Origin of the sequence: Tepidimonas sp. (genome assembly GCF_029335975.1) — a bacterium.
GTDB lineage: Bacteria > Pseudomonadota > Gammaproteobacteria > Burkholderiales > Burkholderiaceae_C > Tepidimonas.
The window spans coordinates 1-20717 of the sequence record NZ_JARJMT020000035.1 but is presented as its reverse complement, the minus strand read 5'-3'; the positions used below and the strand labels follow the sequence as shown (position 1 = coordinate 20717).

Annotated in this window: 18 protein-coding genes and 1 pseudogene; 5 read left to right on the top strand and 14 right to left on the bottom strand. The window is 63.1% G+C overall.

The window, feature by feature from the left end; all coding sequences use genetic code 11:
• Nucleotides 1-23: 23 nt before the first annotated feature.
• The 5 genes from pstB to P3W97_RS01835 form a co-directional block, all read right to left on the bottom strand.
• Nucleotides 24-854 carry a phosphate ABC transporter ATP-binding protein PstB gene (gene pstB / locus P3W97_RS01855; protein ID WP_300843267.1) on the bottom strand — a complete coding sequence of 277 codons (831 nt, stop codon included), beginning with the start codon at nucleotides 852-854 and terminating at the stop codon, nucleotides 24-26.
• Nucleotides 855-917: 63 nt separating this feature from the next.
• Nucleotides 918-2570 (bottom strand): phosphate ABC transporter permease PstA, encoded by a 1653-nt coding sequence (pstA, locus tag P3W97_RS01850; RefSeq protein ID WP_300843266.1) that lies wholly within the window; start codon nucleotides 2568-2570, stop codon nucleotides 918-920.
• A 29-nt stretch (nucleotides 2571-2599) separates the two neighbouring features.
• The gene (locus tag P3W97_RS01845) at nucleotides 2600-4879 is read right to left on the bottom strand and encodes an ABC transporter permease subunit (protein ID WP_300843265.1); all 2280 of its coding nucleotides are present in this window, start codon (nucleotides 4877-4879) and stop codon (nucleotides 2600-2602) included.
• A gap of 123 nt (nucleotides 4880-5002) precedes the next feature.
• Nucleotides 5003-5614, bottom strand: coding sequence for a hypothetical protein (locus P3W97_RS01840; protein WP_300843264.1), 612 nt, complete (start codon nucleotides 5612-5614; stop codon nucleotides 5003-5005).
• Between the two features lie 16 nt (nucleotides 5615-5630).
• Complete coding sequence (locus tag P3W97_RS01835; protein ID WP_300843263.1) at nucleotides 5631-6611, bottom strand: phosphate ABC transporter substrate-binding protein PstS family protein; 981 nt, start codon at nucleotides 6609-6611, stop codon at nucleotides 5631-5633.
• Between the two features lie 186 nt (nucleotides 6612-6797).
• Between P3W97_RS01835 and P3W97_RS01830 the strand changes: the two genes are divergently transcribed.
• The gene (locus P3W97_RS01830) at nucleotides 6798-8282 is read left to right on the top strand and encodes a Ppx/GppA phosphatase family protein (protein WP_300843262.1); all 1485 of its coding nucleotides are present in this window, start codon (nucleotides 6798-6800) and stop codon (nucleotides 8280-8282) included.
• A gap of 39 nt (nucleotides 8283-8321) precedes the next feature.
• Here the strand turns inward: P3W97_RS01830 and P3W97_RS01825 are convergent, their stop codons facing one another.
• The 4 genes from P3W97_RS01825 to P3W97_RS01810 all read right to left on the bottom strand — a co-directional run bounded on the left by P3W97_RS01825 (nucleotide 8322) and on the right by P3W97_RS01810 (nucleotide 12785).
• Nucleotides 8322-8795, bottom strand: coding sequence for a histidine phosphatase family protein (locus P3W97_RS01825; RefSeq protein ID WP_300843261.1), 474 nt, complete (start codon nucleotides 8793-8795; stop codon nucleotides 8322-8324).
• 5 nt (nucleotides 8796-8800) lie between these two features.
• On the bottom strand, nucleotides 8801-10888 hold the full coding sequence (gene ppk1, locus P3W97_RS01820) for a polyphosphate kinase 1 (protein ID WP_300843260.1): 2088 nt from the start codon (nucleotides 10886-10888) through the stop codon (nucleotides 8801-8803).
• A 116-nt stretch (nucleotides 10889-11004) separates the two neighbouring features.
• Nucleotides 11005-11928 (bottom strand): UDP-2,3-diacylglucosamine diphosphatase, encoded by a 924-nt coding sequence (locus P3W97_RS01815; protein WP_300843259.1) that lies wholly within the window; start codon nucleotides 11926-11928, stop codon nucleotides 11005-11007.
• A complete protein-coding gene (locus tag P3W97_RS01810; protein ID WP_300843258.1) occupies nucleotides 11928-12785 on the bottom strand; it encodes a GNAT family N-acyltransferase in 858 nt (285 codons plus the stop codon). Before P3W97_RS01810 ends, P3W97_RS01815 begins: the two co-directional genes overlap by 1 nt.
• A gap of 170 nt (nucleotides 12786-12955) precedes the next feature.
• Here P3W97_RS01810 and lplT point away from each other — a divergent pair, with 170 nt between their 5' ends.
• A complete protein-coding gene (gene lplT / locus P3W97_RS01805) occupies nucleotides 12956-14203 on the top strand; it encodes a lysophospholipid transporter LplT (protein WP_300843257.1) in 1248 nt (415 codons plus the stop codon).
• Here lplT and P3W97_RS01800 read toward each other — a convergent pair.
• Nucleotides 14157-15407 (bottom strand): glycosyltransferase family 1 protein, encoded by a 1251-nt coding sequence (locus P3W97_RS01800; protein WP_300843256.1) that lies wholly within the window; start codon nucleotides 15405-15407, stop codon nucleotides 14157-14159. The two genes, lplT and P3W97_RS01800, sit on opposite strands and share 47 nt — an antisense overlap.
• A 173-nt stretch (nucleotides 15408-15580) precedes the next feature.
• Between P3W97_RS01800 and P3W97_RS01795 the strand changes: the two genes are divergently transcribed.
• Complete coding sequence (locus P3W97_RS01795) at nucleotides 15581-16189, top strand: hypothetical protein (RefSeq protein ID WP_300843255.1); 609 nt, start codon at nucleotides 15581-15583, stop codon at nucleotides 16187-16189.
• Here P3W97_RS01795 and P3W97_RS01790 read toward each other — a convergent pair.
• A complete protein-coding gene (locus tag P3W97_RS01790) occupies nucleotides 16113-17834 on the bottom strand; it encodes an aminotransferase class III-fold pyridoxal phosphate-dependent enzyme (protein WP_300843254.1) in 1722 nt (573 codons plus the stop codon). The two genes, P3W97_RS01795 and P3W97_RS01790, sit on opposite strands and share 77 nt — an antisense overlap.
• Before the next feature lie 43 nt (nucleotides 17835-17877).
• On the opposite strand from P3W97_RS01790, the gene asd reads away from it, so the two are divergent.
• A complete protein-coding gene (gene asd, locus P3W97_RS01785; protein ID WP_300843253.1) occupies nucleotides 17878-18780 on the top strand; it encodes an archaetidylserine decarboxylase in 903 nt (300 codons plus the stop codon).
• A 22-nt stretch (nucleotides 18781-18802) separates the two neighbouring features.
• On the opposite strand, the gene P3W97_RS11020 is transcribed toward asd, so the two are convergent.
• Nucleotides 18803-18928: a helix-turn-helix domain-containing protein gene (locus P3W97_RS11020; protein WP_367184579.1), complete on the bottom strand. Its 126-nt coding sequence runs from the start codon at nucleotides 18926-18928 to the stop codon at nucleotides 18803-18805.
• 39 nt (nucleotides 18929-18967) lie between these two features.
• Between P3W97_RS11020 and P3W97_RS01780 the strand changes: the two are divergent.
• Nucleotides 18968-19153: pseudogene (locus tag P3W97_RS01780) on the top strand (IS3 family transposase); the annotation flags it as partial.
• A gap of 60 nt (nucleotides 19154-19213) precedes the next feature.
• Here the strand turns inward: P3W97_RS01780 and P3W97_RS01775 are convergent.
• Both P3W97_RS01775 and glmM read right to left on the bottom strand, forming a co-directional pair.
• A complete protein-coding gene (locus P3W97_RS01775) occupies nucleotides 19214-19390 on the bottom strand; it encodes a hypothetical protein (RefSeq protein ID WP_300843252.1) in 177 nt (58 codons plus the stop codon).
• Between the two features lie 13 nt (nucleotides 19391-19403).
• Nucleotides 19404-20717: phosphoglucosamine mutase (gene glmM / locus P3W97_RS01770; RefSeq protein ID WP_300843251.1), on the bottom strand; the 1314-nt coding region annotated here is incomplete at its 5' end.

Sequence of the window (20717 nt, the reverse complement as noted above, 5' to 3'; positions counted from 1 at the left end):
GGTTGCTCCTCAAACAGCGGCCATCAGCCGAAGCGACCGGTGATGTAGTCCTCGGTTTCCTGGCGTTTCGGCCGTGTGAAGATCGTATCGGTGGCATCGTATTCGATCAGATCGCCGAGGTACATGTAGGCGGTGTAGTCAGACACGCGGGCTGCCTGCTGCATATTGTGCGTCACGATCACGATCGTGAATCGCTCCTTCAGTTCGATCAGCAACTCCTCGATCTTGGCCGTCGAAATCGGGTCCAGCGCCGAGCACGGCTCATCCAACAACAACACATCCGGCTCGAGCGCAATCGCCCGCGCGATCACCAAACGCTGCTGCTGACCACCGGACAAACTCAGACCGTTGGCCTCGAGCCGATCCTTGACCTCGTCCCACAGCGCCGCACCGCGCAGCGACTTTTCCACGACCTCGTCGATGTAGGCTTTGTTCTTGACCCCCAGCAGGCGCAAGCCGTATGCAACGTTTTCATAGATCGACTTCGGAAACGGATTGGGTTTCTGGAACACCATACCGATGCGGCGGCGCAACTGCGCGACGTTAACCTTGCGGTCGTAGATATTGATTCCCTCGTGCAGGATTTCGCCTTCGATGCGACAGTTGTCGACCAGATCATTCATGCGATTGAAGCATCGCAGCAGTGTTGATTTACCACATCCGCTGGGACCGATGAAGGCCACGACCTTACCCTTCGGGATACCCATGGTTATGTCGTGCAGCGCGTGCTTGTCGCCGTACCAAAGATTGAGGTTTTTCACCTCCAGCGCCTTGTGAAGCGAATCCAGGGGCTCGGCCTGGTGGAAATTCGCTTGGGTTGAGACGAAAGTGGTTTTGTTGGCTTGCTCAGTCATGTTTATGCTCGACGTGGAAGCGTAGCGCTGCGTTGTGCGTTGCACAACCCCGGATGAAACGAATCAAACACTCTCGAGTCCGCGGTATTTCTCGCGCAGATGGTTGCGCAACTTAATGGCCGCCAGATTCAATACCATGATCAGCAGAACCAGCAACAGCGCTGTCGCATAAACCAACGGACGCGCCGCTTCGACGTTGGGACTCTGAAAGCCCACGTCATAAATATGGAACCCCAAGTGCATGAATTTACGCTCCAAATGAATGAATGGCATGTAACCGTCAATTGGCAGCGATGGGGCTAATTTGACCACGCCCACCAACATCAGGGGTGCCACTTCACCCGCGGCGCGCGCCACCGCCAAAATCAAACCCGTCATCATCGCAGGACTGGCCATTGGCAGAACGGTACGGATCAGCGTCTCGGCTTTCGTGGCCCCCAACGCCAAGCTTCCCTCGCGCACCGAACGCGGAACACGCGCCAAGCCCTCCTCGGTAGCCACGATGACCACGGGCAAGGTCAAAATGGCAAGCGTTAGCGACGCCCAAAGCAAACCCGGGGTACCAAAGGTTGGTGCGGGCAATGCCTCCGGATAAAACAATCGATCGATATTTCCACCCAACACATACACGAAAAAGCCCAGACCAAAAACACCATAAACGATCGACGGAACCCCAGCCAAGTTATTAACAGACACCCGGATGACCCGAATGAGGGGCCCCTGTTTGGCATACTCGCGCATGTACACCGCGGCCATGATACCGAACGGTGTCACGATCACCGACATCACCAGCACCATGGCCACGGTACCAAAGATTGCCGGGAAAATACCACCTTCCGTATTCGCTTCGCGCGGATCATCACTCAAGAATTCCCAGAACTTTCGTACATAATGTCCGATCTTCTGGGACACACCCATGGCGTTTGCTTGGTAGACATCAGCAACCACAGCCAGTTTGATTTCCACATCGCGTCCATCGGCGACCTCGGCGACCAATACATCGCGTCCAATGTCGTCTCGAAGCTTTTGTAGCCGCTCCTGCAACTGCGCAAACTCAGCGTCCAAAGCCTCACGCTGTTGCACGAGCTCGGCTTTCAGACGGTCATCGAGGACCCCCCTGAGCTGCGCCTTGCGCTCGCGCAAGCGAAGCTGTTCGATACGGTAATTGACATCACCGATGTCATATTTTTCAATGCGCAAGATTTCACGAAACAGCGCTTGAGCACGGGCCACGCGCGCTTGCAACTCTGGCCACGCTTGCGGCCCTTCTGCAACGACGCGATCATTTTCTTTGACCGCTTTGAGATGGCCGTAAAAGTTTCCCCATTCGTGACGTTCTACCGTGAGAATATCTTTCGGATATGCCAGGTCTCCCAAGAGCGGCTGCGGAAACCAACGAAAATCTTGACCGGTCAGGTCCCGATTGCCAAGTTTGATCAGCACCCGCTCGACGAAGGCCTCGTCCGTTTCGATCTTGAACCCCGCCTCCTGGAGGCGACGCACCGCCACCTCCTCTCGTTCTCGCAGCTCGCCGATGATACGAACTTGCTGGTCACCGTCGCGGAACGTGGTCTCCAGCACCGCTTTCGGCCAGAAATGTGTCAACCCTTTGGCAGCGGTCATCCATAATACGAAAAATACCGACAACACCGACAACGCCACGGCGCCACTGGTCATCCATATCCAAGGCGCCCCCGTTTTGAGCCAATCTTTCATCGCTAGATCCGATCTTGTAGGGGTTGTCATCAAATGGTTTGATATCGCTGGCGCAACCGCTGTCGCACCAGTTCAGCCAATGTATTGACCACGAAGGTGAAGCCGAACAATACCAGCGCCGACAAAAACAACAAGCGATAATGTGTTTCGCCAACACCTGCCTCTGGCATTTCTACGCCAATATTCGCTGACAGAGTTCGGAAGCCCGTAAAAATACTGAAATCCATCACCGCTGTGTTACCCGTAGCCATCAGTACGATCATCGTTTCACCGACGGCCCGACCTAAACCGATCATGATAGCCGAAAAAATCCCTGGGCTGGCCGTTAGCAGAACCACGCGGGTCAAGGTCTGCCACGGAGTAGCCCCTAGGGCCAACGATCCCGTCGTCAAATGCTTGGGCACGGAAAACACCGCATCTTCAGCAATCGAAAAGATCGCGGGCGTCACGGCAAAGCCCATCGCGATACCGACCACCAGAGAGTTGCGTTGCTCAAACTTGATCCCAGCCACATTGCTGAGCCAGTTGGGCATGTCACCACCAAAAAAAGCGGCTTCCACTGGATGGCCCACTGCCAAACACAACCAAATCTGTACGATCAGCACTGGAATCAACAGGGCCGCCTCCCAGCCTGGCGGTACGAGCAATCGAACATTCTGCGGTAACAGATAAAACAGCCATGCCGCCACGAAAAATGTCAATGGGAATGTCAACACCGTCAGCAGCACGCCAGCGAGGTTATTCTCTACAAAGGGCGCCAGCCACAGTCCAGCTAGGAAACCCAGAATCACGGTCGGCAAGGCTTCCATGACCTCGATCGTCGGCTTGACGAATCCGCGCACTCTGGGCGACATGAAATATGCGGTATAAATCGCGCCCAACAAGGCCAGCGGCACCGCCACGATCATCGCGTAGAAGGCGGCTTTGATCGTACCGAAGGTCAGTGGCGCGAGGCTAAATTTCGGCTCAAAATCCGCATTGGCGGCCGATGACTGCCATACGTAAGTGGGCTCCTCATAGCTCTCGTACCAAACTTTCTGCCAAGTGGCATAGAAAGACACTTCGGGATAGTCATTTTCCACATGGGCAACGTGTAAACGGCCGGCCGCATCTTCAGCGATATAAGCATTACCGCGCGGCGGGTACGCGAGACGTACCAAGGGCTGGTCAGACACCGCGCGCTGGAAGAGCAGCCGTTTGGACGTAGCAAAATAGCTGCCGAGGTTACCCTTGTCGTCACCGGCCATGAAGCCTTTGCGGTGATACTCGGGCTCCAACACGGTGATCGCGGACGGCATGGGTTCGAATTCGCGAATTCGAGTCAAACGAAACCGGGTCCCCTCTTCTCGCACCGGGAACCATTGCTCGAGACGACCACGATCACTTCCAACAATGAGCGAAAATCCCCCGGAAAGCAGTGTCAGCGCCGTTACCCGTTCCCCTTGGGGAACCAACGCTATCTTTTCCAGCAGAACGGGTGCGCTCTTGTCGGAAATATCGTACCGCCACAGCTCGCGAGCGCCCGCTAGCACATACATTTCGCGCTGCTTGAATTCGATCATGATCTCGCGAATATCGGTGGGTGCAGGCAAGACCTCAGCGCTGCGCGTGTCGACCGTTTCGGCGCCCGTGATGGGGTTGCGTTCAATCGCAATGCCGCTGACCAGTAGCCGACCGTCTTGGCTTGCGCCTACGACGGTGGTGCCATCAGCGCCCGATTGCACGGCGAGTTGAATGATTGGGTGTCCTTGTGAATCGAGTACGATCGGCTCCTGGCCGGCGGGATATTCGATATCGGGCTCGATGATGCGACGCGCGTCGGCATCGAAACGCGTTTTAAAGCCGACCTGGGCGACCACCGCCCGACCATCGGATAAGCCGTACGCGAGTGTGCGTGAGGCCCGATCTCCCAAAGCGATGGAGTTCACCTGCACGTGTGGCGGCAATGCGATGCGTTGATTAGCGTGTACATCGCCCCGAAAAAAATCCGCATATGTGACATTGCCGTCGGCTTGTACCCGGATGATCTCCTCCAGCCGCTCATCGGCTTGCAGAGCCACCACTTGCCCGCCCTGGCCAGGCGCTGCATACGTGGTCGCGCGATCGATGTCCGGCGGCGTGAACAACGGAACGACGACGCTGGCCAAGTAGAAAAAAATGGCGGAAATCGCCACAATGACACCCAGACCACCGGCGGTCATGAGATGCTTGAACCAACGGTCGATCCACAGTCGCCGACCCATGGCACGATCGACGCTGGTGACAACGAGGCTGCGAGGAGCAGGTTCCGAAGCTTGGGTTGAACTCATGGCACGACCGTCGCGCGGACGGATTCATTGGATTGAACACATTCCGCCAAAAGCCACGGGCGGAAAAATTACAAGAGGCCGACAGACGCCGCAGCCTGCCAGCCCCTTCCAGGCAGCTAAAAATTAGCCACCCTGGCGCAAGCGCTTGAAGCGTTCGATGCGCGCCGCAGGACGCCCCTTGGCATAGGACGTCTTATTCATGACCCAGACGACGGTCGCGCCGTTGGGGCCCGCGCCGATATCGGTAAACGAATACGGCACCTCGCCGAAGGCGGCGAAATCCATCAGGTCCTTCAGCTCGTCGAACACGTAGTAGCGACCGTCCTTGAACACTTCGCCATAGAAGTCCGCGGCAGCGCCCAGTTTGCCGTCGAATACTTGCTCCGGCACACTCGCCTGGCCGCGCTTGACATCGTCGTTGGTGATGGCAAACACCACGGTGCGACCGTTTGGCCCCGCGCCAATACGGGTGCGGGTCAACGGCACTTCGCCATGCGCCAAGTAGTCCTGATAGAGCTTGAATGTGCCAAATGCGTAGTACCGACCATCCTCGGGCAGCACGACATAGAACTCGCGCGCCTGCGCCGTGGATGCCGCGGGCGTGGCGGCAGAGGTCGCAGCTGGCTTGGCCGCCTCTGATTGGGTGGCGGCGGTTGGAGCGGTGGCCGGCTGCGTCGCACAGCCAGCCAAAAAGGCAGCAGCCACCGCCGCGCCCATCCAATGCAATCGATTCATCGTTGGGCGCTCCAGATCACTTGGTCAGATCGTCGATAGCCTTTTTCGCCAGCGTAGCGGGCAGCGGCACGAAACCGTCTTTGACCACCACCATTTGCCCCTGCTGCGAAAGCACCATCTTGAAAAACTCTCGCTCCAGCGGCGGCAGCGGCTGATTGGGCTTTTTGTTCACGTACACGTACAGAATCCGGGCCAGCGGATAGCTGCCGTCGACCGCATGCTTGGCATCGGGTTCTACGAACGCATCCCCTTTCTTCTTCGACAGCGGCAGCGCACGCACCCCAGAGGTCTTGTAGCCGATACCGGAGTAGCCGATTGCGTTGAGCTGTGTCGCCACCGACTGAACCACCGAGGCGGAGCCGGGTTGTTCGGCAACGTTGCGCTTGAAGTCGCCCTTGCACAGTGCGACCTCCTTGAAGTATCCGTAGGTACCCGACACGGAATTGCGGCTGTACAGCGCGATGTCGCGGTTGGCCCACTCACCGGTCATGCCGAGCTGGCCCCACTTGGTAATGTCGGATGCGCCGCCGCACTTGCGGGTGCTGGAAAAGATCGCATCCACTTCCTCGATGCTCAAGCCTTTGATCGGATTGTCCTTGTGGACGTAGACTGCCAGCGCGTCGATGGCCACCGGCACCGGGTGCGGCTTGTAGCCGTGCTTCTTCTCGAAGCCCTCAATTTCTTTGGCCGACATCAGACGGCTCATCGGGCCGAAGTTGGAGGTGCCCTCCGTCAGCGCCGGCGGCGCGGTGGACGAACCCGCGCCCTGGATCTGGATGTTGACATTGGGATACAGGCGCTTGTATTCCTCCGCCCACAAGGTCATGAGGTTGTTGAGCGTATCCGAACCGATGCTCGTGAAGTTACCCGACACACCGGCTGCCTTTTCGTACTTGGGCAGTGCGGGATCGACTTGTGCGGCCTGAGCCATAACCTGTGGGGCCGTAAAGCCCAGCGTGATGACGCCCATCAGCGCCACGAGTTTCTTGACTTTCATCGGAAACACTCTCCAAGGGTTGAACGGTGCGGTTGCCTCGATCGACAAACCGAGACGGAGCATAGGTGTAGCTTATGACAAGTTCGTGACATGGCGGTTTCTGTTCGCCGCTGGGCCCGCAGAGGGGATGACGAGCCACTCTGGTATGCTGAACAACCTCTGTCAAACGACAAAACGGCGCCTCGCATGCATAACGGAACCCTGCTGGCCGCACTGGACCTCGGCTCGAACAGCTTTCGCCTGGAAATCGGGCGCTACCAGGCTGGTCACATCGAACGCATCGAGTACCTGAAAGAGACGGTGCGGCTCGGCGCAGGCTTGGATGCGCACAAGACGCTGAGCCTGGTGGCGATGGAGCGCGGCTGGGAGTGCCTCGCGCGTTTTGCGGAAAAGCTGCGTCCGTTTGAGCGCCGGCAGGTGCGGGCGGTGGCCACCCAGACACTGCGTGAAGCCCGCAATCGCGACGATTTCTTGGGTCACGCACAGGCGATCTTGGGCTTTCCGATCGACGTCATCGGCGGCCGAGAGGAAGCGCGGCTCATCTATCAAGGCGTGTCGCACCTGTTGCCACAGTCGAACGAACGCCGTCTGGTGGTCGATATCGGGGGGCGCTCGACCGAGGTGATCCTGGGCCAGGGCTACACCCCACAGCGCATGGAGTCCTACGATTTGGGCAGCGTGGCGTGGTCGGCGCGCTACTTTCCCGGCGGGCGGGTGACGGAGGCGGCCTTACGCAGAGCGGTCATTGCGGCCAAGGCAGTGGTCGACGAAGCGCTGGACGTCTTTGCGCCGGGGAGTTGGGATGCTGTCTACGCTTCTTCTGGCACAGCGGGGGCACTGGCCGACATGCTGGGACTGGCTGGCTTTGCACCAGGCGCGATCACGCGCGAGGGGATCGATTGGGTGGCGGATCGGCTGGTTCGTGCCGGTCATGTCGACGCGGTGCGCTTGGAAGGTCTGAAGGATGACCGTCGGCCGGTGCTGGCCGGCGGCTTGAGTGTGCTGCTGGCGTTGTTCGAGCTGTTCGATTGGACCGTAGTCCATCGTGCGCAAGGGGCCCTGCGCCATGGCGTCTTGTACGACTTGATTGACCGGGCGTCAGATCAGACCGATGTGCGTGAGCGGACCGTGCGCTGGTTGGCACAAAAGTTTTCCGTCGATACGGCACAGGCCGAGCGCGTGCGCCGTGTGGCCACCGGGCTGTTCGAGCAAGTGGCCACGCCCGACCCGCGCAACGGTCGCTACTCGCAAAAACTGGCCTGGGCAGCGCGCTTACACGAGATTGGCGCGCACATCTCGCACACCAGCGCCCACCGCCACGGGGCCTATATCCTGGACCATGTGGATGCGCCGGGTTTTTCGCTGCCTGAGCTGCACCGCATGAGCCTGCTGGTGCTGGGTCAGCGGGGCAAATTGCGCAAGCTGGAGCCTCACTTGGGTGAGGAGCTGTTCGCCAAGCAGTTACTGTGCTTGCGCCTGGCCGTGCTGCTGTGCCATGCGCGCAAAGACCCGGATGTGGCCGCCATGCGTTTGCAGTACGCGCCGCGGCAGTTTCGGCTCACCGCGCCGCCGGGCTGGGCCCGGCAGCATCCGCAGTCGGCGTGGCTGCTCCAGGAGGAAACCGACGCCTGGGACAAGACCGCGTGGCGGCTGGCCGTGGATCTGCCCTGATGGGGTCGCGGCGCTCACGGCCTAGGCGTGTGCCCATCATCAGAGCAATTCCGGCGACTGCACACACAGCAGCACCGTTTGCCAACTTTGGTGGCGTTCGCGGCGCCGCAGCCACCAGACTGCACCTTTGCGGATCGAGCATTCGCCGCTTTGCATGCCCAGCAACGCGGCCACGACGCGGCCGAGCGTCGGCTGGTGCCCCACGACCAAGGCCGCATGGCGTGCGTCAGGCCACTGCACCACATCCAGCAACGCCTGGGGCGTGCCATCCGGGGCCAGTTCGTGCCGGACGCGATAACGCCGACCAAGCGCGAGCACCGTCTGCTCGGTGCGCACGGCGGGGCTGCACCAGATGCGGGTGCCCTCGGGCAGCTGGCGGTCCAGCCACGCTGCCATGCGAGCGGCCTGCTTTTCGCCCTTTGGCGTGAGGCGCCGAGACAGGTCATCGCCGCCGCCTTCGTCGGTTTCATCCAGGTCCTCGGCTTCGGCGTGTCGCCACAGAATCAGATCCATCGGGTTCATCCCTTGGTGCCGTAGCGGCCCATCAGGCTGGCTTGCGCCGATGGCAAGCCGCTGCCGCGCGAGGGCTTGGTGGCCAGCGATGCGGCTTTGATGTAGTTGCCATCCGGCTGCAGCAGCCAGGCATCGCGCTGATCGGCCAAATACAAATGCAGACACTCGTCCATGACGCGGGCGCGCAAATGGGGATCGGTCACAGGCCAGGCCAGTTCGACCCGGCGCAGCATGTTGCGGTTCATCCAGTCGGCGCTGGACAGCCACAGCTCCTCTTGATCACCGCAGCGGAAGTAGTACACCCGCGAATGCTCGAGGAAGCGCCCGATCACCGAGCGGATTCGCACATTGTCCGTCTGTCCAGGAACCCCGGCCGGCAGGATGCACGCGCCGCGCACGATTGCATCGACCTGCACACCGGCCTGCGAGGCGAGGACCAGCGCCCGTGCGAGCGGCTCATCCGTCAGGGCATTCACCTTGAGGATGATTTGCGCGGGTTGCCCCGCCTTGGCTGCTGCGATGGCGGCGTCGATGCGCTCCAGCATCCCTTTGTGCAGATGAAACGGCGCCATGAGCACCTTGTGCAGTCGGGGCAGCCGATTCTGGCTGGCCAGGTGACCGAAGATGTGATCGACATCTGCAGTCAGCGCCTCGTCGGCGGTGAGATAGCTCAGGTCCGTGTAGGCCTTGGCCGTACCCGGGTTGTAGTTGCCGGTGGAAACATGCGCATAACGCACGAGCCGCCCTTCCTCGCGTCGGGTGACGAGCAGCATTTTGGCGTGGGTTTTCAGGCCTACGATGCCGTAGACCACTTGCGCGCCGACCGACTCCAGTCGCTCGGCGTGGTTGATGTTGGCCTCCTCGTCGAAGCGAGCTTTGAGCTCCACCACGGCGGTGACTTCTTTTCCGCGCCGCACCGCATCACGCAGCAGCTCGGTCATCTCGCCGCGCGAGCCGGTGCGGTAGATGGTTTGCTTGATGGCAAGCACTTGAGGGTCTTCCACCGCCTCGCGCAGGAAGGCCAACACGGCGTCAAAACTCTCGAACGGCTGGTGGATGAGCACATCCCCTTGCTTGAGCCGTTCGAAGAACGACTGCCCAGGCGCCAGCGCCGCCGGCCAGCCGGGTGTAAAGCGCTCAAAACGCAGCGCTGGCGCATCGATCTGGTCCACCAGCTGGTTGAGGCGCACGAGATTTACCGGGCCTGCCACGCGATAGAGACTCTCGGGAGGGAGGTTGAATTGCTCGAGCAAAAAGCCCGCCAAGAAGTCGGAGCAACCAGCCGACACCTCCAGCCGCAGGGCCTGGCCGTAATGGCGCTTTTGCAGACCCAGCCTCAGCGCAGTGCGCAGATTTTTGACCTCTTCCTCATCCACCGCGAGGTCGGAGTGGCGGGTCACGCGGAATTGAGAAAACTCCAGCACCGACCGTCCGGGAAATAGATCCGTCAGATGCGAGCGGATGATACTGGAGATGGAGACGAAATGCAGCTGCTTGGAGCCTTTGACGCCGGGCATCGGGACGAACCGTTTGAGCGCCCGCGGCACCTTGACGATGGCGATTTCGTTTTCGCGCCCGAAGGCATCACGCCCCCCCAGCCGTACGATGAAGTTGAGCGACTTGTTGGCGACCTGGGGAAATGGATGAGACGGATCCAGTCCCACCGGTACCAGCAGCGGCTGCACTTCGTTGACGAAGTACTCGCGTACCCAGCGGCGCTGACGGGGATTGCGTTGGCTGTGGGTGATGATGCGTATGCCGCGTTTTTCCAGCGCCGGCAGCAGCTCGTGGTTGTAAATCGTATATTGCCGCTCGACCAGAGCGTGCACCCGCTGCGTCAGGGCGCGGTAGGTATCGATCGTGGCGACTCCGCGCTGTTCGTTGTTCAGGCGGGCTGTGTGGTGCGGCGCAAAACGCACCTCGAAAAACTCATCCAGATTCGACGATACGATGGCCAGATAACGCAGCCGCTCCAGCAGCGGGACATCGGCTCGATATGCCCAGTCGAGCACGCGCTCATTGAAGGCCAGGATGCTTTGGTCGCGATCGAGAAAAACGTGACGGTGGACGGAGTTCAAGGCGGCTTGGATCATGGTCGAGGACAGGAACGTGACCAGGCAGTGGGCCACGCGGCTTTAGCGTATCATTATTTTCGTTCCAGGCTTGCAATCGATGACGCCATCTGTGATGTGCCGACTCTGCTGGGGGCTCAGGCGCGAGCGCGATGGGGTGAGGCCCTGACCGGGGCGGGGACGGTCGGCGGCTCCTGCGCCCAGTGGACGATCTCCAACCGACCATCCGCATGCTCGACCAGAGCGCTGAGGCTCTCCACCCAGTCACCATCGTTGCAATACAGCACGCCATCAATAACACGCATCTCCGGCCGGTGGATGTGGCCACAGACCACGCCGTCCAACCCGCGCCTGCGCGCTTCTTGCGCCAGCGTTTCCTCGAATCGGGTGATGAAGCTGACGGCCGACTTGACGCGGTGCTTGAGGTACTGCGACAGCGACCAATAGGGCAGCCCCATGCGGGCACGCCATGAGTTGACATGGCGGTTTAGTCGCAGCGCCCATTCGTACAGCGTATCGCCCAAATAGGCCAACCACTTGGCGTACTGGACCACACCGTCGTACAGGTCGCCATGCGTTACCCACAAGCGTCGCCCATCGGCAGTCTCGTGTACGGCTTCTGCCACCACATGCACCCCGCCGAACGGATGGCCAACGAATTCCCGCACAAATTCGTCATGATTACCAGGGATGAACACGACTCGGCAGCCTTTGCGCGCGCGGCGCAGGATCTTCTGTACGACGTCGTTGTGGCTTTGTGGCCAGTACCAACGCCTGCGCAGCTGCCATCCGTCGATGATGTCACCGACCAGGTACAGCCGGTCGCTTGGGTGTGCCTTGAGGAACGCCAGCAGCGCCTTGGCCTGGCAGCCTGGTGTGCCCAGGTGCAGGTCGGAGATGAACACCGTACGCAGGCGCTCCCGACCTTCGGCGGGATGGTCATCCTCGTCGGGCTCGATGCGGTGTCCTTCCAGCGTCACGGTCGGCGCGCTCCGGTTGGCCGCCAGCGCGGCATCCGGCCAGCGAGCCGTGCGCCCCGCCACAGTGTCGCTGCGCAGCATCACACCCCCAACAGGTGGCGACGGTAGCGCGTCGGCAGGTCCGCCAGTCGCATCATCATCGGCAGGTCGGCCGTGTTGAAGTCTGGATCCCACGCTGGTGCACCCAGCACTTTGGCACCCAGGCGCAGGTAGCCCTTGACCAGCGCCGGCGGCTCCACCGGGAGCGTGTCATCCAGCTCGTGCACCGGCAGAGGCAACCGCGGGGTGACGTGGAACTCCACCGGTGCCAGGTGGCGCTCGCGCACCTGACGCCATATGCTGGCTGCGGCGTGGCCGCCACCAGCGATGCCGTGCGGACCCTCGTAATGCATCGGGATGCTGGCGCAGCCGATCATCACATCGAGCCGGTTGCGCACCATGAAGTCCGCCAGCGCCCCCCACAGCGCCATGATGACCCCGCCATGTCGGTGCTGAGGATGCACACACGAGCGGCCGAGCTCGACCATCTGCTCGCGAAGCGCGCGCAACCGGGTCAAGTCGAACTCGGTGTCGCTGTAAAAGCACCCAACCCGCTTGGCCTGAGCCGGGGTGAGCACGCGGTAGGTACCGATCACTTCGCCGGTGTCGGCTTCGCGCACCAGCAAATGTTCACAGTAGTCGTCAAACAGGTCGATATCGTACCCAGGCAATGGCGAACGCAATCGCGCCCCCATCTCCTCGGCAAACACGGTGTACCTCAGTCGCTGGGCGGCGCGCACGTCCTCGAGGTGGCGCGCCCACGCCACCTCCAAGCGCGCAGCGGACGCAACGGCAGCAGCGGCCGCGCGCGCTGGAAGCAACCTCCCGGCCGTACGGCCCGGGGTCTGGCCCCCAACCACAGTGGACAGGTGCAGCGTGGGCGTCGGAAGCTCTTTCATCGGGCATCATCTCCGCTTGAGTGTCGGGCGGCGCCGAGGCCGCCTACGGGGGGGATCTTGGATAGCCGGCGTGACACGGCTTTGGCGGTTCCGTGTCAGCGACATGACACCGGGCGCAAAACCACAGGCTTCATGCGCATGTCATGCAGCCTGGCCAGACTGCAGCCCCCATGCCAGCGGGTTTTTTTTGGTTGCTGGCGGCGCAGTTCCTCTCAGGGCTGGCCGACCATGCGGTGCTGATCGTCGCGATCGCCTATCTACAGGAGCAGCGCCACCCACAGTGGTGGGCCCCGCTGCTGAAGTTTGCCTTTACCTGGAGCTATGTGCTGCTCGCGCCGGTGGCCGGTGCCTGGGCCGATGCCGTGCGCAAGAACGTACTGATGGGGCGTATGAATGCGCTGAAGGCAGCAGCGGTGGTGGCCCTGCTGGCAGGTGCGCACCCATTGGCGGCTTTCGCGCTCTTGGGGCTGGCGGCGGCGTTGTACGCGCCAGCCAAATATGGCTGGATCACCGAGTCGACACCGGGACGCGATTTGGTGGCCGCCAACGGCTGGGTGGAAGTCTCGGTGGTGTTGTCAGTGCTACTGGGCACCGCGCTGGGTGGCTGGTGGGTGTCGCCAACCTGGCAGTCGCCACACGCGCCTGCGTCGCTGGGGCTGCACGGTTGGCTGACCACGACGGCGCTGCTGCCAGCGTTTGCAGCGGTGCTGTCGCTGTATGGGCTGGCGGCCTGGTGCAACCGCCACATCCCATCCCGGCCGGCACGGCGTGTGCTGCGGCTGGGCGACTGGCCAGCGCTGTGGCCACGCTTTTGGCGAGACAACCTGCGCCTGTGGCGGGACCCGCTCGGCGGGCTGTCGCTGGCGGTGACGACGTGGTTCTGGGGCTTTGGCGCATTGATGCAGATCGCCGTGCTGCGTTGGGCCGAGTTGCGGCTGGGATTGCCACTGTCGCAAGCGGCCTATCTACAGGCCACTGTTGCGCTGGGTGTGGTGGCCGGCGCGATGTGGGTGGCGCGTCGGGTGGAACTGCGCAGGGCCTGGCGCGTTTTGCCTCTCGGGGTGGCGCTGGGGATGCTGCTGGCAGTGGCCGTGCATGCCCGAAGGCTGGATTTGGCGGTGTCGGGGCTGCTCATCATCGGGGCGCTGGGGGGGATGCTCGTGGTGCCGATGAATGCGCTGTTGCAGTATCGCGGCCACCGGTTATTGCAGCCGGGGCAGTCGATCGCCATCCAGGGCTTCAACGAGAACGCCAGCGTGCTGGTCATGTTGGGGGCACTCGCCTTGGCGATGCACGCCGACTGGCCGTTGGTGCCGCTGCTGTCCGCGCTTGGTGCGGTGATGGCGCTGGGACTGGCGCTGCTGTGGGCGCTCACGCGCCGGTGGCGGGCAGACCGTCCCACCACGGGGAGGACTTGACCACTGCCGGCCCGGCCGCGTGCGCCGCCAACAACCGCAGCCAAATCGACTCCACCTGCTCGACGATGCGCTCCCAGCTCAAGTGCTGCACTGCTTGCACCGCGCCGGTGCGCAGCCGCTGCAGCAGCATCTCGTCGACGGCCGCCGCGCGGGCGAGCTGCAGGAAAGCATCTGCATCTCCCACCGGCGCCAACAGGCCACTGTCACCCTGGCGCACCACCTCGGCCGCTGCGGCGTAGTCAAAGGCCAGCACCGGCAGGCCGCTGGCCAATGCCTCCAGCGTCACGTTGCCGTAAGTCTCCGTCAGGCTGGGAAAGACCAACAAGTCGCCGTTGGCATAGGCCTGGGCCAGCGACTCGCCGGTCAACGCTCCCAGCAGCACCGCCTGCGGGCAACGCTGTGTCAACCAGGCGCGCTGCGGCCCGTCGCCCACCACCACCAGTCGCCAGTTCGGCGCTGCGGCGCGCATGGCCTCGTAGGCGTTGACCAGCAGTGCCAAGTTTTTCTCCGGCGCCAGACGGCCCACATACAACAGCACACGCTCGCCATCTTGCACGCCCCAGACCGCACGCAACGCTGGGTGGCGCAGCGCTGGGGTGAAGCGTTGTGTGTCTACCCCGCGCTGCACGACGATCAGCCGCTCGAATCCCGCCGCGCGCAGTTGCTGGCTCAGGCCCTCAGTGGGCACCAGCGTGCAGTCCGCGTGGTTATGAAAGCGCCGCAGGTAGGCTTGCACCGAGCGGCGCAGCCAGCCCACACCATAGTGTTCGCTGTAGGCATCGAAGTGGGTGCGAAAGTCCGTGCTGATCGGCAGCTGCAGCTTGCGCGCGATGCGCAGCGCCGACCATCCCAGCGGCCCTTCGGTGGCGATGTGCACCAGGTCAGGCCGGCGGCGCATCCACAGCGCTTGTAGCGCACGCTGCGCCGGCAACCCCATGCGCAACTGAGGGTAGCGCGGGATGGGCAGGCCGCGCGTGAGGACCTGCTCCAGCCCTAAGCGACTGCCGTCGTGGTCGTAGGCGTCGGCTGCCTGGCGCGGCCGAACCACCTGCACATCGTGGTCGCGCAACTGCAGCCCACGCACCAGCCGCTCCACTGTCGTTGCCACGCCGTTGATTTCGGGTGGGAAGGTTTCGGTAACCACCGAGACGCGCAGCAGCGCACGGCGTGGCGGAAATCTCTCGATCGTTAGGCGTGCATCCATGACCGGTGAGCTTGGCCACAGCGTGCGACACGCATATGACAGTCCGTGCTGCGGGCGTGGACGTCACCGTGGCGTCACACGATGTCGCAACCATGACACTCGCCGGGCCCGTCATGCCTGCCTGGCACACGCAGTTCCGCTCCCCTGTCTCCCCTGGATGAGGACCCACAATGATGTTGAAACGCTTTTTGAATACGCTGCATGAGCAACGATGGGATGACCACCGCTACTACCATCAAAGCCGCATCAACCAGACGCTGCATTTCATCAGTGCAATCAGCTTCGTGCTCGCCTACGCCTGGCTATTCCGGGATCCAGCCACCGCAGCCTTGATCGCCTGGGGCATCTCGATGGTGACGCGCCAATCGGGGCACTTTTTCTTCGAGCCGAAGGGCTATGACCACGTCAACCAAGTTACGCACGAGTACAAGGAGGCGGTCAAGGTCGGCTACAACCTGCGGCGCAAAGTGGTGCTGATGGCGGTGTGGGCCGCCTCACCCCTGCTGCTGGTGTGGGACCCAACGGCCTTCGGATGGTTGCAGCCGCACGAGGACTGGCGTGGCTTTTGGCATAACGTGGGCTGGCTGTGGTTCGCCATTGGTATCGGCGGCCTGCTGGTGCGGGTGCTGCAATTGTGGGTCGAGAAAGACCTCTACACCGGTCTCGTCTGGGTAACGAAAATCGTCACCGACCCATTCCACGACATCAAGCTGTACCACCGCGCGCCGCTGTATCTGCTGCGCGGTCAGCTGCTCGATCCGGGCCATCCTCGCGCCGGCTGAGCCAAGCGGCCAGCGCCTCGCGCAGCAGACTGCGGCGCAGGCGCTTGGCCCAGGCCGTGTTCGGCAGGGTCTCGTCGCGCCACCACCAGCCATCGGCCTGCATCAGGTGGCAAGCGCGGACAAAGCGCTGCAACGCTTCCTCGAACACGGCCTCCTCCAGCGCTATTGGGAAGATGAGGCGCCCGGTGCCCACCCAGCTCAGCGCCAGCCCGGCATCGCGCAGGTAATACTGCAGTAACCAGTTGTAGCGCCCCGGCTGGGTGTAGAGCACCGTCCAGATGGATGATAGCCCGGCCACCCGCACTGGCACGCCAGCGGCCTCCAGCGCCGCGTTGAAGCGTCGCTCGCGCGCGCGCCAGCGCTCGTCTAGGCCGTCGTAGGCGGCACGCACCTGCGGACGCTCCAGCGCACGCAGGAAGGCGTTCATGGCGCCCATCACATAGGGATGCGCGTTGAAGGTGCCGCGCGCAAAACACAGGTCGGCCGGATGCTCGGGACGGAAGCGCTCCATCCATCGCCGCTTGCCACATACCACGCCAACGGGTAGACCACCACCCAGTGTTTTGCCATAGCAAACGAGGTCAGCCTGCACGCCAAAGTACGCCTGTGCACCGCCCAAGGCCAGTCGAAAGCCAACGAACACCTCATCGAAGATCAGCGCGATGCCGGCTTCAGTGCAAGCCTCGCGCAGGCGCTGCAGCCAGCGCGTGTACCTTTCGCGGTCAAAGCCCGCTGCGCGCGTGCCGCTGGCGAGCGTGGAGTCGCTCGGGGCGGCGCGGTTGGGGTGCAGGGCCTGTAGCGGGTTGACCAGCACGCAAGCAATGTCACGCCGGGTGCGCAGCACCTCCAGGGTCGCCTCGCTCATCTCGGCCAGCGTATAAGTCTCGCGCGGCGGCAACGGGTTGCCAGGCCCGGGCTGCACATCCTCCCACCAACCGTGGTAGGCGCCAGCAAAGCGCACCACGTAGCGCCGCCCGGTGTGGTAGCGCGCCAGCCGCACCGCCTGCATCACCGCCTCGGTGCCGGACATATGAAACGTTACATCATCGAGGCCGCTGAGGGCCTTGAGCCGCGCGACATTGTCGGCCACGCATGGGTGCAGACCGCCCAGCACCGGGCCCAGCGCCGCCCCCAGGCGTGCGCCCTCTTCCATCGTGTCCTTGTAGAAGTCCAGCCCCAGCACGTTGACGCCGTAGGAGCCAGTCAAGTCGAGGAAACGGTTGCCGTCGAGGTCGATCAGCCACGGACCGTCATTGCGTGCCCAAAACGCCCCCACCGGCAGCTCGCGCGCCAGCTCAGCGAAGGGATAAGGCACGCGGTAGCGCCCAGTCAGGCGCAGATCCGGCATACCTTCGCGTGCCTGCGCGGTCAGCGCCAACGTCTGCGGCGCGGCAGCGCGCAGGCGTTGCGATAGCGCCTGCCAGCCCTGTAAGCGTGCCTGCAGCACATGATCCGGGGCACCGTCCAGCGCAAACGCCTGCGGCGCCTGCAGCGCATAGCCAGGTAGCCAGCGGGCCACACGCTTGGCCATACGCTGGTGCCCGGCCAGCGACGGATGCTTGGCACGCGACAGGCGCAGCCGCTGCCAACCCCACGGTGCCGCGGCCAGTGCCGCTGCAGCCCCCAACCAGGTCGGTTCGATCATCGTTGTCACCATTCTTTCAACAGGTTCGGCGACAGTTGTACGCATGGCCTTTGACACGCCTGTGAAAATCGGTGCGGCGTCCCGTGGCTGGCGCGCTTGGCGCGACCGCGTGCTGCAGCACGAGACGCTGAACTACGCCTTGACCAACCATGTGCCGCGTGTGGCGCTGACGCTGCTGATGGGCCGCTTAAGCCGCATCGACAGCCCAGCGCTGACGCGATTCATGCTGTCGATCTGGCGGTTGTTTGCCGACCTGGATTTGAGCGAGGCCGCTGCCGCCGAATACCGCAGCCTGCGCGATGTGTTTACGCGCGCGCTGCGCGAGGGCGCGCGCCCGTTCGACCCCGACGCAAATGTGCTGTGCAGCCCGTGCGACGCCATTGTGGGCGCCTGTGGCGACGTGCACGGCACCACCGCCTGGCAGGCCAAAGGCATGCCGTACCGGCTGGAGGACCTGATCGGCCCCGAAGCTGCGGCCGTGCACGCCAATGGGCGGTTTGTCACGCTGCGGCTGACCTCGACGATGTACCACCGTTTCCACGCCCCGGCCGACCTGCATGTGCAGCGCGTGCGCTACGTCAACGGGGACGTCTTCAACGTCAACCCGCCGGCGCTGCGGCGCATCCCGGCGCTGTTCTGCCGCAACGAGCGCGCGCTGATCGAAGCGGCGCTGCCAGACGGCAGCCCGATCGCACTGGTGCCGGTGGCGGCGATCCTGGTGGCCAGCATCCGGCTGCACTTCCTCGACATCACGCTGCATCTGCGCTGGCGCGGCGCACACAATCTGCCCTGCGATGTGCGCCTGGGCCGCGGGCAGGAAATGGGATGGTTCGAGCATGGCTCGACGATCATCCTGTTCGTGCCAGCGCAGTGGCGGCTGGCGGACGGGGTCGAGCCGGGCTGCCGGATCCGCGCTGGGCAGGCGCTGTGGAGGCGGGAGGTTTGAACCGCGACATCCAACAGAAGCATCAGTGGATGCCGAGTCGCTTCATGCGCTCCCACAAATTCTGACGGCTGATCCCCAGCGACTCGGCCGTCACACCAATCTGCCAGCCGTGGTGTGAGCTTCCCCGAAATTTCGTCTTCCAAGGGATGGGGTATGAGGCCCCGGTAGATTGGAAGGAGAGAGTAAGTTGAGGAAGATACCGAAGCAGGAATACACGCCACGCCCGAATTTCGGGAGTTGGCGGTCAAGCGCGTGAAGGCTGGCCAGACGGCAGGGGTGGTAGCGAAGGAGCTGGGTCAAGGCATTGGATGCGGGCAAGCTCAACGGGCCGGGGACGAAGCCGGTCACGCCCGAGCAAATGGAGCTCTCGCGGGTATGAGCGGTACATGGCGCAGACGTGGAGTTGCAGGCCATCGTCACGCTCGCAACGTATTTAATGCAGCGCGGACGCCAGGGATTTCCACCCGTGGACCCCGTACCGGATTTCGGGCCAATGGCTTCGGGTGTTCCAGACGCTGCGCAAACCCACGGCACCACCGAACAGCGCGATCCGCGATAGCCAGTAAACCCACCACTGAGCAAGGTTGGCGCCCTGGGCGTCATCACGCATGTCCGACAGGTATTCAGACCACACCTGTTCTGCCTGCGTGGGCTGCTTCGGCCAACCGCGCGACCCAGCGCTCGGCATCGTCGGCGCGGCGCGCCTCTACCATCACGCGCAGCACAGGCTCGGTGCCGCTGGCGCGGATCAGCACGCGGCCGTCCGAGCCCAGCGCCGCCTCGGCCTCGCGCTGCGCTTGCTGCAGCCCAAGGTTGGCACGCCAGTCCGCACCTGGGGCCAGCCGTACATTGCGCAGCACCTGCGGAAAGCGCTCCACGCCCTGCAGCACCTGCGCGAGCGTGCGCTGCTGGCGCAGACAGGCCTGCAGCACCTGCAACGCCGAGACGATGCCGTCGCCCGTGGTGTGCTTGTCCAGGATGAGCAAGTGGCCCGAGCCCTCCCCGCCCAACAGCCAGTGATGGCGATGCAGCTCTTCCAGCACATAGCGGTCGCCGACCTTGGCACGCTCCAGTCGCACGCCGCGTGCGGCCAGCGCTTGCTCGATGGCCATGTTCGTCATCAGCGTGCCGACCACGCCCGGGACCACCTCATCGCGGCCCAGGCGGTCGTCCGCGAGCACATACAACAGCTCGTCGCCGTCGTAAAGGCGGCCACTGGCGTCCACCATCTGCAACCGATCGGCGTCACCGTCCAGTGCAATCCCCAAGTCGGCCCCATGCGCGCGTACCGCAGCGACGAGTGTCTGCGGATGCGTGGCACCCACACCGTCGTTGATATTGCGACCGTTGGGGCTGCAGCCAACCGGTACCACGTCGGCGCCGAGCTCATGGAACACCGCCGGCGCGATCTGGTAGGCCGCGCCGTGTGCCGCGTCGATCACGACCTTGAGGCCGCGCAGGCTCAGGTCCTGGTCGAAGGTGCTTTTACAGAACTCGATGTAGCGCCCGGCGGCATCCCCAAGGCGCCGCGCCGTACCCAATCCGGCCGACTCCACCCACGCCGGGGGCTGCGCCAGTGCCGCTTCCACCGCCAGCTCCCACTCGTCGGGCAGCTTGGTGCCCTGGGCACTGAAAAACTTGATGCCATTGTCTGGGTAAGGGTTGTGGCTGGCACTGATCACAACGCCCAGGCTGGCCCGCTGTGCGCGCGTCAGGTACGCTACCGCCGGCGTCGGCACCGGCCCGAGCAGCACCACATCCACCCCGGCCGAATTGAAGCCCGACTCCAGAGCCGACTCCAACATGTAGCCAGAAATGCGCGTGTCCTTGCCAATCAACACGGTGGGGCGCGCCTCGCTGCGCTTGAGCACCTGGCCGACCGCATGTGCCAGCCGCAGCGCAAAATCCGGCGTGATCGGCGCTTGGCCGACCGTGCC

Bases quoted from the DNA above. Each gene is read 5' to 3' on its own strand.
- P3W97_RS01815 (WP_300843259.1), bottom strand. From the start codon at position 11,928: ATGCTGCGCAGCGACACTGTGGCGGGGCGCACGGCTCGCTGGCCGGAT.
- P3W97_RS01845 (WP_300843265.1), bottom strand. From the start codon at position 4,879: ATGAGTTCAACCCAAGCTTCGGAACCTGCTCCTCGCAGCCTCGTTGTC.
- pstB (WP_300843267.1), bottom strand. From the start codon at position 854: ATGACTGAGCAAGCCAACAAAACCACTTTCGTCTCAACCCAAGCGAAT.
- P3W97_RS01840 (WP_300843264.1), bottom strand. From the start codon at position 5,614: ATGAATCGATTGCATTGGATGGGCGCGGCGGTGGCTGCTGCCTTTTTG.
- P3W97_RS01775 (WP_300843252.1), bottom strand. From the start codon at position 19,390: ATGCGTGATGACGCCCAGGGCGCCAACCTTGCTCAGTGGTGGGTTTAC.
- P3W97_RS01835 (WP_300843263.1), bottom strand. From the start codon at position 6,611: ATGAAAGTCAAGAAACTCGTGGCGCTGATGGGCGTCATCACGCTGGGC.
- P3W97_RS01825 (WP_300843261.1), bottom strand. From the start codon at position 8,795: ATGGATCTGATTCTGTGGCGACACGCCGAAGCCGAGGACCTGGATGAA.
- P3W97_RS01830 (WP_300843262.1), top strand. From the start codon at position 6,798: ATGCATAACGGAACCCTGCTGGCCGCACTGGACCTCGGCTCGAACAGC.
- P3W97_RS01800 (WP_300843256.1), bottom strand. From the start codon at position 15,407: ATGGATGCACGCCTAACGATCGAGAGATTTCCGCCACGCCGTGCGCTG.
- ppk1 (WP_300843260.1), bottom strand. From the start codon at position 10,888: ATGATCCAAGCCGCCTTGAACTCCGTCCACCGTCACGTTTTTCTCGAT.
- P3W97_RS01795 (WP_300843255.1), top strand. From the start codon at position 15,581: ATGTTGAAACGCTTTTTGAATACGCTGCATGAGCAACGATGGGATGAC.
- lplT (WP_300843257.1), top strand. From the start codon at position 12,956: ATGCCAGCGGGTTTTTTTTGGTTGCTGGCGGCGCAGTTCCTCTCAGGG.
- pstA (WP_300843266.1), bottom strand. From the start codon at position 2,570: ATGAAAGATTGGCTCAAAACGGGGGCGCCTTGGATATGGATGACCAGT.
- P3W97_RS01810 (WP_300843258.1), bottom strand. From the start codon at position 12,785: ATGAAAGAGCTTCCGACGCCCACGCTGCACCTGTCCACTGTGGTTGGG.
- asd (WP_300843253.1), top strand. From the start codon at position 17,878: ATGGCCTTTGACACGCCTGTGAAAATCGGTGCGGCGTCCCGTGGCTGG.
- P3W97_RS01790 (WP_300843254.1), bottom strand. From the start codon at position 17,834: ATGATCGAACCGACCTGGTTGGGGGCTGCAGCGGCACTGGCCGCGGCA.